The organism is Miniphocaeibacter sp., assembly GCF_049276255.1.
In the GTDB taxonomy this organism is placed as follows: Bacteria; Bacillota; Clostridia; order Tissierellales; family Peptoniphilaceae; genus Miniphocaeibacter.
The window spans coordinates 124787-139100 of sequence record NZ_JBASWB010000054.1; the positions used below are offsets into that span (position 1 = coordinate 124787).

Here is a 14314-nt window from a genome sequence, read left to right on the forward strand (position 1 = left end):
TTAATCAACTCTTTCGTTTTTTAAGGTCACTTCTAATACTGTATCTATATTATCCGGTAATATAGGGTTTTCACCTAGATTGGCAAATACAATATTAGGATAATCGCTATGAACCCAGCTTGTAGATATTGGTACTTCTGCTCCTGAATATAAATATTTTATAAAATCTACCTCTTCATGTTTAATACCAATTAAAGGTAATGGACCTATTGAATTTTCGTAAATATGAAAATATACTTTATTTCCTTTTTGTGTTACTCTTCCATAATCTGGTTTTTCAATTGAAGATTTCCCACATCCGTATATACTTTCACCATTATCCTTCATCCAATTTCCAATTATTTCCAATCTTTCCATTGATTCTTTCGGAATATTCCCCCTTGCATCAGGACCAACGTTTAAAATCATGTTTCCACCTTTAGATACACATTCTACTAATTTTTTTATAAGCATATCTGCCGGTTTATAGAATTTATCTGTAGCATGATATCCCCAATTATTATTCATTGTAACACAAGCTTCCCATACTAAGTCTTCCCCGTTTACATCTTGAATACCATTTGGTGGAATCATTTGTTCCGGAGTTACAAAATCTCCATGATATGGTGTAGGGTTTCCTTCTGCTAGTGAACCATACCCTTCTCCACTTACTTCCAATCTATTATCTATTATTACATCTGGTTGTAATTTTCTAACCATATTCATTAATTCTGTTCCACGCCAAACTTCTCCTCGCATATTATCATAGGAGAAATCAAACCATAACAAATCTAATTTTCCATAATTTGTACAAATTTCCTCCACTTGTTTATGCATATAGTCTAAGTAATTGTCAAAATCTATTTCTCTTTTATTATATTCTTCATTATTTCTCATAGGATGAATTCTATCATTTAATGAGGGATAATCATTATGATACCAATCTATTAAGGTAAAATATAATCCGACTTTCAATCCTTCTGCTCTTACTGCTTCAACAAAATCCTTAACTATATCCCTTCCAAGTTTAGTGTTTGTTGATTTATATTCAGTATATTTACTATCAAATAAACAAAAACCATCATGGTGCTTCGCAGTTAAAACTACATATTTCATTCCTGCATCTTTTGCTGCTTTTGCCCAAGCTTTTGGATTATAATCTACAGGATTAAATTCGTCAAAATATTTTTGATAATCCTCGTTAGATAATTCTTCATAACTTCTTCCCCATTCACCTCTTGCAGGAATAGCATAAAGACCCCAATGTATAAACATTCCAAATCTAGCATCTACATACCAGGACATTCTCTTATTATATTCTTCTCTATTAAATTTATACATTAAACTTTTCCTCCATTTCCCTTGCATAATGACACCTTACAAAATGTCCCTTTTCTATTTCTATATATTCAGGTTTTTCATTTTTACATTTATCAGTTGCATAAGGACATCTAGTTCTAAACAAACAACCTGATGGTAGCTTTGTTGGACTTGGAATATCTCCTTTTATAACAATTCTTTTTCGTTTTTGCTCAGGATCAGGTATTGGAACTGCTGACAATAAAGCTCTTGTATAAGGATGGGTTGGACGGTCGTACAAATTATCTTTTGAGGCTATTTCTACAATAGTTCCTAAGTACATTACTGCAATACGATCTGATATCATCTCTACTACACTTAGGTCATGAGAAATGAATAGGTATGTTAAATCATATTCCTTTTGAAGATCCTGCATTAAATTTAAAACCTGAGCTTGTATAGAAACATCTAATGCCGATACCGGCTCGTCAGCTATTATTAATTTTGGTCTTACTGTTAAAGCTCTAGCTATTCCTATTCTTTGTCTTTGACCTCCTGAAAACTCATGAGGATATCTTTCTCCATGTAATGGACTAAGCCCAACTACTTCCAATAATTCATGTACCTTTTTTAATCTTTCTCCACTGGACATGTTAGTATGAACTAAAAGAGGTTCTCCTATTAAATCTTGGATTTTCATTCTAGGGTTTAAAGAACCATATGGATCTTGAAATATCATTTGTATTTCAGATCTTAAACTTCTCATTTCCTTTTCTTTAATATTTGATATATTTTTTCCATCAAATATTATTTCACCACTATCAGGAGAAACTAAATGATTAATTAATCTTCCTGTTGTAGATTTTCCACATCCGGATTCTCCTACTAAAGAAAAAGTTTCACCAGCAAAAATATCAAATGAAACATCATTTACAGCATGAACAAATTTTTTCTTACCAAATAATCCCTTGTTTACTGCAAATGTTTTAGATACATTTTTAACGGTAACTAATTTATTTGCCATTTTTAACTTCTTCCTTTCTATTTGATTTACTAACTAAATAACATCTACATCTTCTTTCTGGATTACCTTCAATATTCTCTAGTTCAGGTTCTTGTTCTCTACAAATATCCATAACGTATTTACATCTTGGTGCAAATTTACAACCTTTAGGTAACATTGATAAATCCGGAACATTTCCCGGTATTGAATTTAATCTTTTTATTCCACTACGTAAAATTGGTACTGAGGCTATTAATCCTTGAGTGTAAGGATGTAATGGATTTTTAAATAGATCTTTTACAGGTGCTTCTTCAACTATTCTTCCGGCATACATTACAATTACTCTGGAGCACATTTCTGCTACTACTCCTAAATCATGAGTAATCATAAGTATCCCCATATCTTTTTCTTTTCTAATTTGTTCCATTAATTCGAGAATCTGTGCTTGAATAGTAACATCTAAAGCTGTTGTTGGTTCATCAGCTATTAATATTTTAGGATTACATGACATAGCCATAGCTATCATAACCCTTTGACTCATACCACCTGACAATTGGTGTGGATAGCTTTTTAAAGTTACATTAGGGTCAGGAATACCTACAAGTTCCAAAGAATCAAAAGCTATTTTTTGAGCTTCTTCTTTAGAAATATCATTATGAAGAAGTATTGCTTCTGTAAGTTGTTTTTCAACTCTCATACTTGGATTTAATGAATTCATCGGTTCTTGAAAGATCATAGATATTTCACTGCCTCTAATTTTCATCAGTTCCTTAGTATCTAGCTTTAAAATATCCCTTCCTTCCATTAAAACTTCACCTTCGGGATTTCTACTGGTATCTTTGTCAAGCAATCTCATAATAGACAAAGATGTTACAGATTTACCACAGCCGGACTCTCCAACTAATCCTAATATTTCTCCACTATCTATATGAAATGAAACTTTATCTACTGCTCTTGTCCATGTTTTATCTTTTTTAAATTCCGTACTTAAATTTTTTACTTCTAATAATTTTCCCATTTTAGCCTCCTAGTTCATTTTTGGATCTAAAGTATCTCTTAAGCCATCACCTAATAGGTTAAAGGCTAAAACAGTAACAAATATTATTAAACCCGGAAATAGTACAATATGTGGAGCGGTGTTTAAATAATTTCTTCCTTGAGACAACATAGCTCCCCAATCAGGTTCTGTTACATTTGCACCAAATCCCAAGAAACTCAAAGATGATGCTGCTAATATTGCAGTACCTATTCTCATAGTAAAATTTACTATTAAAGATTGTATGGTTCCCGGAAAAATATGAACAAACAAAATTCTTCCATTAGAACAACCTATTGATCTTGCTACTTCTACATAAGTTTGTCCTTTTACTGAAATAACTGCACTCCTAACTATTCTAGCAAAAGATGGTACTGTAAAAACTGCTACTGCTATCATTACATTTATCATTCCTGGTCCAATTATTGCTACAACTGCTATTGCCAATAAAATATCCGGAAATGAAAATAAAACATCACAACATCTCATTATAAATCCATCTATTAAACCACCATAAAATCCGGCTATAAGTCCTAATATTACTCCTAAAGCAGTTCCTATAACAGTTGCTATTAATGCACTCGATAAAGATAATCTCGTTCCTGTTACAAGTCTACTAAACACATCTCTACCAAATTCATCTGTTCCAAATATATGTTTAGCACTTGGTCCTTGTAATATATTTGCATAATCAGCTTCAGATGCATTAAAAGGAGCTATATATTCACCAAAAATTGCAATTAAAAACAAAAAGATTATTACACAAAAAGAAATAACCGCTGTTTTTCTTCTTAAAAACTTCTTAATGAATTCCTTGGTTTTGCTTTTTGGTTTAGGTAATTCGTTTTCAGATAATATTACATTTCTATTTTCAGACATAAGAATCCTCCTAATCGTATCTAACTTTAGGATTTATTACACCATATAATAAATCAACTACTAAATTTATAACAATATATTCTAATGCAAAGAATAATAGTAGTGCTTGAACTACCTTATAATCCCTAAAGTTAATTGAATCAACTAATAATCTACCTAGTCCTGGAATAGAAAAAACTGTTTCTGCCATTACAGATCCAGATAATAACCCTCCTATTTGTAGCCCAGCAACTGTAATAATCTCTATTAATGAATTTCTAAATGCATGTTTCATTACTACAAATTTTTCACTAAGTCCTTTTGCTCTTGCTGTTCTTATGTAACCTTCTCTCATTGTCTCTAACATTGATGATCTTGTAAATCTTGCTAAAACAGCCATAATTCCAGCTCCCATTGTTAATGATGGTAGAACATAACTTTGCCAACTTTCAAGACCACCTGTTGGAAACCAACCAAGAACAACTGAAAATTTTTGAATAAGTTGAAGACCTAACCAGAATCCTGGTATAGATATTCCTGAAATAGCTATTATCATACCAATATAGTCTAGAGTCTTTCCATGTTTTATTGCTGAAACTATCCCTATTCCTATTCCTATAATTGTTGCCCATATCATTGATGAAATTGTAAGCATAATAGTTGGTTTTAATCTTGGTATTATTGTATCTGCTACTGTCTTATTATTTTTAACAGACATTCCTAAATCACCTTTTACTAAACCTGTCATATATTCTTTGTATTGGGTTAGTAATGGTTTATTTAACCCTAATTGTTCACGTACTAATTCCACTTCAGCTTTAGTGGCATCTGGTCCAGTAATCATTTTTGCTGGATCTCCAGGAATCATATGTACAAACATAAAGATTAGAAAAGATATTACTAATAATAAAGGGATAATACTTAAAATTCTTTTTATACTATAACGTAACATTATTACCTCCTAAAAATAAAAAGCCATCTAATTTCCTATATACTGGATTAATTAGATGGCAATCTTCTATTATTGTGCTAATTCTGCATTTGCAAAATTAAACGCTCCATCTGGTGCTACATAAACTCCAGAAAGATATGATTTTGTTGCATAAATTATTTGATCATTTCCTAAAAATAACCAAGGTGCCTCATCCCATACTATTTTTTGTGCTTTTGCATATAATTCGCTTTGTTTTTCTGTATCAGCAGTTTTTAATCCTTCATCTAGTAATTTATCAAATTCTTCATTTTGGAAATATGCAGAGTTTGCATTTGTTGGAGGTATCATTGTACTGTATAACAACGCTCTCATTGAACTATCCATTGTAAAATCTGATGCTGACCAGTTAACATACCACATATTTACTTCAGCTTCTTCTTTTTCAACATATATTTTGTCATTTCTTGTTGCTTCTTCCATTGGTAATACTTCAACTTCTATTCCTATTTGTTCTAACTGTTGCTTAACAAATGTCATTCCTTTAATTTCTTGAGTCGTATTATCTCCCCAAATAGTTAATTTAAAACCGTCTTCGTATCCGGCTTCCTTCATTAACTCTTTAGCTTTTTCTAAATTATACTCATATCCATCTTGTTCTACATAACCTTCAATTATAGAAGGAACTGCTGAAGTTGCAGGTTTTGCATATCCTGAATACATAAGTTGAACAAATGCCTCTTTGTCTATTGCATAATTCATAGCCTGTCTAACTCTTACATCGCTTAATTCTGGTATTAATTTATTTAAAGCGACAAATCTCATAATGTTAGAATCGTTCTTTAATATATTAATATCCTCTGAATCTTCAACTGCTGCTAATTGATCTGAAGTCATTGGGTAAACAAAATCAGCTTCTCCTGTTTGTAACATTGCAGTTCTTGAACCAGCTTCTCCTACTTCTTTTACAGTTACAGAATCCACACCTGGTTTTTCTCCCCAATAATCTTCATTTTTTACCATTTTAGTATGACTTCCTTGCTCCCATTCTACAAATTTAAACGGACCTGTTCCTACTGGATTATTCATTATATCATTCCCAAATTCTTCAATAGCCTTTGGACTTACTATACAGAATTGGCTTAATCTATTTAAGAATGGTGACCAAGGTTCTGTTAACTTAAATACTATTGTATAATCATCTGGTGTTTCTAAACTTTCTACTCTAAAATTTTCTGTACCATCATCTTTAGTTTCAACAAATGTACGTCTTTGACGTAATTCATTATCTTTATTTATAACTCTTTCATAATTTGCTTTTACAGCTTCAGCATTAAAATCTGTACCATCATGGAATTTTATACCTTCATTTAATTTAAATGTATAGGTTAAAGAATCTTCTGATATTTCCCATGATTTAGCTAATTGACTAACCATTTTTTGATTTTCATCAAATTTAACAAGATTTTCAAATATTCCTCTTGTTGTTGCTATAGAGTTAGTATCTCCTATATTTGCTGGATCCATTGAATTTATACTTCCTTCTATAGCTATTACTAAATCATTATCCGGTGATTTCGCATCACTATTAGATGCTGTTTTTAAATTACCATCTCCACTATCTGTAGTTTTCTTTCCATTATCTTTGTTTCCACAAGCAGTTAAACCTAATACAAGTAAACTAGCTAGTAAAACAAAAACTAACTTCTTTTTAAACTTCATAATTTCCTCCTAAATATGTAATAATTTAAACATAAAATCGTTTTCTTATGTTGATTTGATTATACTATATGAATATTATTATTGTCAATTGTTTTGTATTGTTTTATTCAAATAAATTATTGATTCATATTAGTCAATAATTTATTTTTATATTTCTACCGATTTTATTAGTTCTCATATTATAAAATAATAAAGAGTAGGACTGTTTTAAAAAAACAATCTTACTCTTTATTGTTTACTTCTTTCTTATTTACATTAAATTTTCAATTATAGGGAAAATAAATAGTTTTATAATAAATAATACGCCAAGTATCCACATTACTATTCCTGGTTTATTAGCTTCTCCTTGTACAACTTTAACTAATAAGTAGGACATAACTCCCCACATTATACCTGCAGAAATTGAATATCCAACAACCATAAATATAATAGCAAATACTCCTGGGATTATTACATCTGCTTTATCCCATTCAAAATCTCTCATAGGCTCACACATCATAATACCTACCATTATTAAGGCAGGAGCTGTTGCAAACCCTGGTATAGCACCAATAATTGGGAAAAATGGTATAGCTAGTAAAAATAGTATTGCAGTAACTACTGCAGTTAATCCAGTTCTACCGCCTTCTTCTACTCCTGATGCAGACTCAACGAAAGTAGTTACAGTTGAAGTTCCTAAAATAGCTCCACAAGTTGTAGCTATAGCATCTGATGTAAAGGCACGTCCTGCACCTGGGAAGTTGCCATCTTCATCAACTAATTTAGCCTTTGTTGCTACTCCGGCAAAAGTTCCTAAGGTGTCAAATATGTCTACATATAAAAATGTTAGTATTACCATAACAAACTGTAATACATTTTCAGGACTTGAAAAAGCTGTTTTCAAACCTGTAAAACACAGTCCAAATGTTGGGGCTATACTTGGTGGTAAACTTACTACTCCTGATGGAAATAGTGAGAATAATCCTGCATCTGGATTTACTTGATACCAACCGCTTACTTGAGCTAGCATACCTAAAATCCATGTAGCAAATATTCCTATTAATAAGGAACCCTTTACTTTTTTAATCCATAAAATAATAGTAATAGCAAGACCTATAATAGCTAATGCTGTTGCCGCTTCTGTTAAATTAGGATTAACTGCTACTAATGTTGCAGGGTCACCAACTATAATATTTGCATTTTGAAAACCTATAAACATTATAAATAATCCAATACCTGCTGATATAGCCAAACGTAACTGTTTTGGAATTGCTTCCATTAGTTTTGTTCTTACATTTGTAACACTAAGCAAAATAAAAATAATTCCTTCTACTAAAACAGCTGCTAGTGCAAAAGATGGTTCATAGCCCATAGTTAATACAACTGTATAGGCGAAAAATGCATTTAAACCCATTCCAGGTGCTTGAGCAAAAGGTAAACCGGCAAATAATCCCATTAGCATTGTACCTATAACAGCTGAAAGGGCAGTTGCCATAAATACAGCACCTGAATCTAGTCCAGATTCAGAAAGTATATTCATATTTACCGGTAATATGTAGGCCATAGTAACAAATGTTGTTATACCAGCTATAATTTCTGTTCTTACATTGGTATTTCTCTCTTTTAATTTAAAAAATCTTTCTAAACTTTCCATACATCCCTTCTTTCTTTAAAACTATTTTCCCTTACTTTTATTATATATTTTATAATTATATGTAGCAAGTTAACATATTATTAAATTTTAAATACTAATATGAATTTAATAATACTATTCCTTGATTTATTATTTTTTTTAAGTTATAATTTTTGTTATTAAGGGGAGTAGCTATAAAAGTTTAATCGTCAATACGGAATCTTCACTAGGAATTTTCCCGGTTAAACACCCAAAGTGGTAGCAAGACCTTTGCCTTCATTATAGTGAAAGCAAAGGTCTTTTTTTATTAAGCTTCCAACCCAAATTTTAAAGGAGGTATTAAATGGAGTGGTATAATAAAAAACCTGAGGAAATTGAACAAGAATTAAATTCAAATTATTCTCAAGGTTTAAGCTCTAGTGAAGCAAAGTCAAGACTTGAAAAATACGGTCCTAATGCTTTAGAAGAAGGTAAAAGAAAAACCATCTGGGCAAAACTAGCAGAACAGTTTTTAGATCCTATGATTCTAATTCTTCTTATTGCTGCTGTATTGTCAATTATATTAAAAGAGGTTTCCGATGCAATACTCATTATGCTTATAGTTATTGCTAATGCTTTACTTAGTATTTATCAAGAGGGAAAGGCAGAACAGGCTATTGAGGCTTTACAAAAAATGGCTTCTCCCAATGCTACTGTTTATAGAGATGGTGAATTTGTAAATATTCCTTCCTCTGAACTTGTTCCTGGAGACATTGTTGAGTTAGAAACAGGAGATATTGTTCCGGCAGATTTAAGACTTATTGAAAGCTCCAACTTAAAAATCGAAGAAGCTTCTTTAACTGGAGAATCCGTTCCTGTTGAAAAAGATGCAGAAATTACTTTTGATGATGTTGTTGAAATTGGTGACAGGGATAATATGTCCTTTAGTTCTACTATTGTTTCCTATGGTAGAGGTAAAGGTGTAGTAATTGGAACTGGTAAAGAAACTGAAATTGGAAAAATAGCAACTAGGATTCAATCTTTTGATGATGAGCAAACACCTTTACAAAAGAAACTTGCTCAACTTAGTAAAGTTTTAGGAATTATTGTCGTTGTTGTTTGTGCTGTTGTCTTTGTTACTGGTTTACTATATAAACATCAACCTGTGAAAATGTTATTAACTTCAGTTTCATTAGCTGTAGCTGCAATTCCTGAAGGATTACCTGCTATAGTTACTATAGTACTTTCCCTAGGAATGACAAGAATGGCTGAAAAAAATGCCATTGTAAAAAAACTACTAGCTGTTGAAACTCTAGGAACAACTACCTATATATGTTCCGATAAAACTGGTACTTTAACTCAAAATGAAATGACTGTTGTTAAAGCCTATGTAGATAATAAGGAAATTGAAATAACTGGAACAGGTTATGAACCTAAAGGTGAACTTTTAATTGATGGAGAAAAAATAGATGAAAATAATTCAGGAAGTCTATATACTTTCTTAAATATTGGTGCTTTAACTAATGATGCTAGACTTATTGAAGAAAATGGAGTTTATTCATTAGCAGGCGATCCAACTGAAGGCTCTCTTTTAACCTTAGCTGGTAAATTAAATATTACTAGAGAATCAGCTAATGAAATGTACCCTAGAATAGAAGAAATTCCTTTTGATTCTACTAGAAAAATGATGACAACCTTCCATGATAAATTTATAGATAAAAAAGTTGTTTCTTTCACAAAAGGTGCTCCTGATATTATTATTGACAAGTGTACTAAAATATTAATTAACGGTAAGATTAAAGATTTAGATGAGGTTACAAAACAAAATCTATTTGAGCAAAATATAAAATTCGCTAGACAAGCCTTAAGGGTTTTAGCCCTAGCTTTTAAAACTCATGATAGTCTACCAACTAATATTGATTCAGAAAATATTGAAAATGAAATGATATTTGTAGGACTTGCTGGTATGATTGACCCTGCAAGACCGGAAGTAAAAGATGCAATAAAAGAATGTAAAACTGCTGGTATTATACCTGTTATGATTACGGGAGACTATTTAGAAACAGCTTTAGCAATAGCTAAGGATTTAGGTATTGCTGAAAGAGAAGACCAAGCTATAATGGGTAAGGAACTTAACACTATGTCTGAAGAGGAAATTAGGCAAGTTGTTAGGGAAAAAACCGTATTTGCCAGGGTTTCTCCTGAAAACAAGGTACAAATTGTAACGGCCTTAAAGGAAAATGGAGAGATAACCGCTATGACTGGTGATGGTGTAAATGACGCACCGGCTATTAAAAAGGCAGATATTGGTATTGCAATGGGTATTACAGGTACAGATGTTGCCAAAAATACTTCTGATGTTATTTTAACAGATGACAACTTCGCTACAATTGTTCATGCTGTAGAAGAAGGTAGAATTATTTATTCAAATATTAAAAAGTTCGTTTCCTTCCTACTTAGCTGTAATGTAGGTGAAGTACTGGTAATATTTTTAGCTATAATATTTAACTGGCCTACTCCATTATTAGCAGTTCAATTACTTTGGTTAAACCTAGTAACTGACCTTTTCCCTGCCTTAGCTCTAGGAGTTGAACAAGGTGAGAAGGATATAATGGAACAAGATCCTAGGGACCCTACAGAACCGATTATAGATAAAGAATTAGTAATTTCAATAGCTGTTCAGTCTATTGCTATAACAGTTTCTGTTCTTGCAGCTTACTATATATCCTTAGAATTATATGCAGAAGGCTGGAGAGAATTACATGCTGGTGGAAAAGCAATGGAAGCAGCACTGGATATACAGTTAAGGGAGCCTAGATCAATTGCCTTTGTTACCTTAATAATGGCTGAACTTTTAAGATCCTTCTCTGTAAGAAGTACAAAATATACAGTATTTGAATTGGGACTAACTACAAATAAAAGACTTGTTCAAGGAGTTACTTTCTCCTTTATAATAACTTTAATTGTTATTTATGTTCCACAATTACATGACTTATTTGATACCTACTCTCTAGGTTTAAGGGATTGGGCCTTAATATTACCATTGTCCTTCCTACCGTTTGTCATGGGAGAAGTTTGGAAGGTAATTAAGAGAAAGAAAAAATAATTAAACTTAAAAATGTGTGAATTAAAATTCACACATTTTTTTCATGCTTTCCATTTTTTCGTAAATCTTAGAAAAAGTATTTCCATTTCTTAAGCTAGTATATTCATATCCTTTACTTTTAGCTAGTTTTGCATATAAACTCCTACTATATAATCTTCCATCCCTATATATTGAAGTCCAAAAAATAACATTATCTACTACTTCTATTCTATCTACCTCTTCATTTAAAGGCTGTAAATCTTTAACTATATCTTCTATTTTATAATTATCCAACACAAAAATTATATTATGTAGATATTCTTTATTTTTATTCCACCATACAGGTCTATTTTTCACTAAGTTTTCTATTTTTTCATTGCTGAGAATAATAATCTTTAAATCTATTTCAAATATTTCTATTAATTTACTTTCTATATTTTCTGTATTTACTTTTTCATCTGATTTAAAAATAACAACTCCGGTATTTCCTAAAGTTATTACATTTTTAAATCCTAAGTCTGTAAAAACTTCTTTTAATTTTCTCATTTCTATTTTATTTTTACCACCTACATTTATAGCCCTGATTAAACAAGTATATATTTTCATATCCTGCTCACTTTCTAAATTTAAATATTTTATAATATTCTAATGATATAATTATATATGAAAGGAGAATATTATGTATAAAAATATATTATTTGATGTAGATGGTACTTTAATTGATACTGAAAAGCCAATTATATATTCTTTACAGAAGGTTTTAAGGGAAGAATTAAACATACAAAAATCCTATGATGATTTACTTTTTGTTCTAGGAATTCCTGGTAAATATTCTTTAGAAAAATTAAATATTCCTAAGGATAAATTAGACTATATTCTTAATAAATGGTCCTATACAATATCCTTAAATCAAAATAAGATGAAATTATTTGATAATATGGAATATGTTTTGAAAAACTTATATAATAAGCAAGTTAATTTAGGAATAATTACATCAAAAAATGACGAAGAGATGAAAAATGAATTTAGTCCATTTAATATAGATAAATACTTTACCTGCATTGTTACTGCATCTGATACAAGGTTACACAAGCCAAATCCTGACCCTATTTTAAAGGCTATGGATAATTTAAAGATTACTAGAGACAGAACAATTTACATTGGTGACTCTGTTTATGATATGAAATCTGCAAAATCTGCCGGTATAGCTTTTGGTTTAGCAAAATGGGGTACTCCAACACCTAACGCCTTTAAAAATCCAGACCATTCTTTTAATAAACCTACGGATATTTTAAAATTAATCAAGTAATTTATTAAAGATTGTTAAAATAAATGTATTTTTTTACAATTACTATATTATTATTTTTCCAATAAGCTATAATATAGTAGAGGTGATAAAATGGATTTAAAATATGAAAAAAAGAATATTTGGCAAATTTCAAATCAAGAGGAATTAGACCAAATATACGATTACGGTGAAAGATATAAATCATTTTTAGACAGTTCTAAAACCGAAAGGGAAGCTTGTTCTGAAATAATAAGACAAGCCAAAGAAAATGGATATATTAGCCTTGAAGAAGCTTTAAAAAACAAGATAAAAAAAGGCGATAAAATCTATTTAAATAATAAGGATAAATCAGTTGTAATGATGATTGTTGGAGATGATTTATCTGAAGGTATGAATATTGTTGGAGCCCATATTGATGTACCAAGACTTGATTTAAAGCAAAATCCTCTTTATGAAGACGGTGACTTAGCTTTATTTAAAACTCATTACTATGGTGGCGTTAAAAAATATCAATGGACTACTATACCTCTAGCTCTACATGGAGTAATATTCACCAAGGAAGGTAAAAAAATAGATATTAGGATTGGTGATGAAGAAAACGATCCAGTATTTTATATAAATGACTTACTAATTCATCTATCAGCGGATCAAATGAAAAAAACACTATCTGAAGGAATTACTGGAGAACAACTTAATGTAGTAGTTGCCCATAATTCAAAATTCCCTGAAAAAGATGCTAAAAGTCCTATTAAAGATAATCTATTAAAATATTTAAATAAAAAATATGGAATAGTAGAAGAGGATTTTCTAGTTGCAGAGTTAGAAATAGTTCCTGCATCAAAAGCAAGGGATGTTGGTTTCGATAGAGCAATGATAGCAGCTCATGGCCATGACGATAGAGTTTGCTCCTATGCTGCATTAGAAGCTATTTTAAATACAGCTTCACCTAATAGAACTGCTGTAGCCTTATTTGTAGACAAGGAGGAAATTGGCTCTGTTGGAAATACTTCCATGGGTGCGATTTTCTTAGAAAATATGGTAGCTGAAATATTATCTAACCAAAGAGATGATTATTCCGATATTTTAGTAAGAAGAGCTATGGCTAATTCTAAAGTTCTTTCTGCTGATGTTACAGTTGCTTATGATCCAAATTTCCCAGAAGTATTAGAAAAAAATAATGCTTCCCTACTTGGACATGGAGTTACTATGGCAAAATATACAGGTTCTCGTGGAAAAGGTGGCTGTAATGACGCTAATGCAGAGTTTATTGCTGAATTAAGAGACTTATTTAATAAGGAAAATGTAATTTGGCAAACTGGTGAACTTGGAAAAGTTGATCAAGGCGGTGGTGGTACTATAGCTTATATTTTAGCTGGCTATGGTGCAGAAGTTGTAGATATGGGAACAGGAATGCTTTCAATGCATGCCCCTATAGAATTACTAAGTAAGGCCGATGCATTTATGACCTGTAAAGCCTACAATGTGTTTTTTAAATAGATAAGAAAAAAGTCGGAATTTTCCG

General features: G+C 31.1%; 11 protein-coding genes. 3 read left to right on the forward strand and 8 right to left on the reverse strand.

Annotated features, from left to right (window positions below; all coding sequences use genetic code 11):
• From WAO56_RS06450 to WAO56_RS06480, 7 genes are all read right to left on the reverse strand, one after another.
• Complete coding sequence (locus WAO56_RS06450) at window positions 1–1320, reverse strand: alpha-L-fucosidase (protein ID WP_422143261.1); 1320 nt, start codon at window positions 1318–1320, stop codon at window positions 1–3.
• Window positions 1313–2302, reverse strand: a complete 990-nt coding sequence (locus WAO56_RS06455) for an ABC transporter ATP-binding protein (RefSeq protein WP_422143260.1) — start codon at window positions 2300–2302, stop codon at window positions 1313–1315. Before WAO56_RS06455 ends, WAO56_RS06450 begins: the two co-directional genes overlap by 8 nt.
• Window positions 2292–3299 carry an ABC transporter ATP-binding protein gene (locus tag WAO56_RS06460; RefSeq protein ID WP_422143259.1) on the reverse strand — a complete coding sequence of 336 codons (1008 nt, stop codon included), beginning with the start codon at window positions 3297–3299 and terminating at the stop codon, window positions 2292–2294. Before WAO56_RS06460 ends, WAO56_RS06455 begins: the two co-directional genes overlap by 11 nt.
• 9 nt (window positions 3300–3308) lie before the next feature.
• Window positions 3309–4196, reverse strand: a complete 888-nt coding sequence (locus tag WAO56_RS06465) for an ABC transporter permease (RefSeq protein WP_422143258.1) — start codon at window positions 4194–4196, stop codon at window positions 3309–3311.
• A gap of 10 nt (window positions 4197–4206) precedes the next feature.
• Window positions 4207–5127, reverse strand: coding sequence for an ABC transporter permease (locus tag WAO56_RS06470; protein ID WP_422143257.1), 921 nt, complete (start codon window positions 5125–5127; stop codon window positions 4207–4209).
• 69 nt (window positions 5128–5196) lie between these two features.
• Entirely contained in the window at window positions 5197–6828 is a 1632-nt protein-coding gene (locus WAO56_RS06475; RefSeq protein ID WP_422143256.1) for a glutathione ABC transporter substrate-binding protein, read from the reverse strand.
• A gap of 250 nt (window positions 6829–7078) precedes the next feature.
• Window positions 7079–8461, reverse strand: a complete 1383-nt coding sequence (locus WAO56_RS06480; RefSeq protein ID WP_422143255.1) for an NCS2 family permease — start codon at window positions 8459–8461, stop codon at window positions 7079–7081.
• A gap of 322 nt (window positions 8462–8783) precedes the next feature.
• Here WAO56_RS06480 and WAO56_RS06485 point away from each other — a divergent pair, with 322 nt between their 5' ends.
• Entirely contained in the window at window positions 8784–11525 is a 2742-nt protein-coding gene (locus WAO56_RS06485) for a cation-translocating P-type ATPase (RefSeq protein WP_422143254.1), read from the forward strand.
• A 21-nt stretch (window positions 11526–11546) separates the two neighbouring features.
• Here the strand turns inward: WAO56_RS06485 and WAO56_RS06490 are convergent, their stop codons facing one another.
• A complete protein-coding gene (locus tag WAO56_RS06490; RefSeq protein ID WP_422143253.1) occupies window positions 11547–12110 on the reverse strand; it encodes a DUF1697 domain-containing protein in 564 nt (187 codons plus the stop codon).
• A gap of 73 nt (window positions 12111–12183) precedes the next feature.
• Here WAO56_RS06490 and WAO56_RS06495 point away from each other — a divergent pair, with 73 nt between their 5' ends.
• Both WAO56_RS06495 and WAO56_RS06500 read left to right on the forward strand, forming a co-directional pair.
• Entirely contained in the window at window positions 12184–12813 is a 630-nt protein-coding gene (locus WAO56_RS06495; protein WP_422143252.1) for an HAD family hydrolase, read from the forward strand.
• Window positions 12814–12903: 90 nt separating this feature from the next.
• Window positions 12904–14289, forward strand: coding sequence for an aminopeptidase (locus WAO56_RS06500; protein WP_422143251.1), 1386 nt, complete (start codon window positions 12904–12906; stop codon window positions 14287–14289).
• Window positions 14290–14314: the final 25 nt, after the last annotated feature.

Excerpts from the sequence above, each read along its gene's own strand:
- WAO56_RS06450 (WP_422143261.1), bottom strand. The coding sequence starts at position 1,320 with ATGTATAAATTTAATAGAGAAGAATATAATAAGAGAATGTCCTGGTAT.
- WAO56_RS06455 (WP_422143260.1), bottom strand. The coding sequence starts at position 2,302 with ATGGCAAATAAATTAGTTACCGTTAAAAATGTATCTAAAACATTTGCA.
- WAO56_RS06460 (WP_422143259.1), bottom strand. The coding sequence starts at position 3,299 with ATGGGAAAATTATTAGAAGTAAAAAATTTAAGTACGGAATTTAAAAAA.
- WAO56_RS06465 (WP_422143258.1), bottom strand. The coding sequence starts at position 4,196 with ATGTCTGAAAATAGAAATGTAATATTATCTGAAAACGAATTACCTAAA.
- WAO56_RS06470 (WP_422143257.1), bottom strand. The coding sequence starts at position 5,127 with ATGTTACGTTATAGTATAAAAAGAATTTTAAGTATTATCCCTTTATTA.
- WAO56_RS06475 (WP_422143256.1), bottom strand. The coding sequence starts at position 6,828 with ATGAAGTTTAAAAAGAAGTTAGTTTTTGTTTTACTAGCTAGTTTACTT.
- WAO56_RS06480 (WP_422143255.1), bottom strand. The coding sequence starts at position 8,461 with ATGGAAAGTTTAGAAAGATTTTTTAAATTAAAAGAGAGAAATACCAAT.
- WAO56_RS06485 (WP_422143254.1), top strand. The coding sequence starts at position 8,784 with ATGGAGTGGTATAATAAAAAACCTGAGGAAATTGAACAAGAATTAAAT.
- WAO56_RS06490 (WP_422143253.1), bottom strand. The coding sequence starts at position 12,110 with ATGAAAATATATACTTGTTTAATCAGGGCTATAAATGTAGGTGGTAAA.
- WAO56_RS06495 (WP_422143252.1), top strand. The coding sequence starts at position 12,184 with ATGTATAAAAATATATTATTTGATGTAGATGGTACTTTAATTGATACT.
- WAO56_RS06500 (WP_422143251.1), top strand. The coding sequence starts at position 12,904 with ATGGATTTAAAATATGAAAAAAAGAATATTTGGCAAATTTCAAATCAA.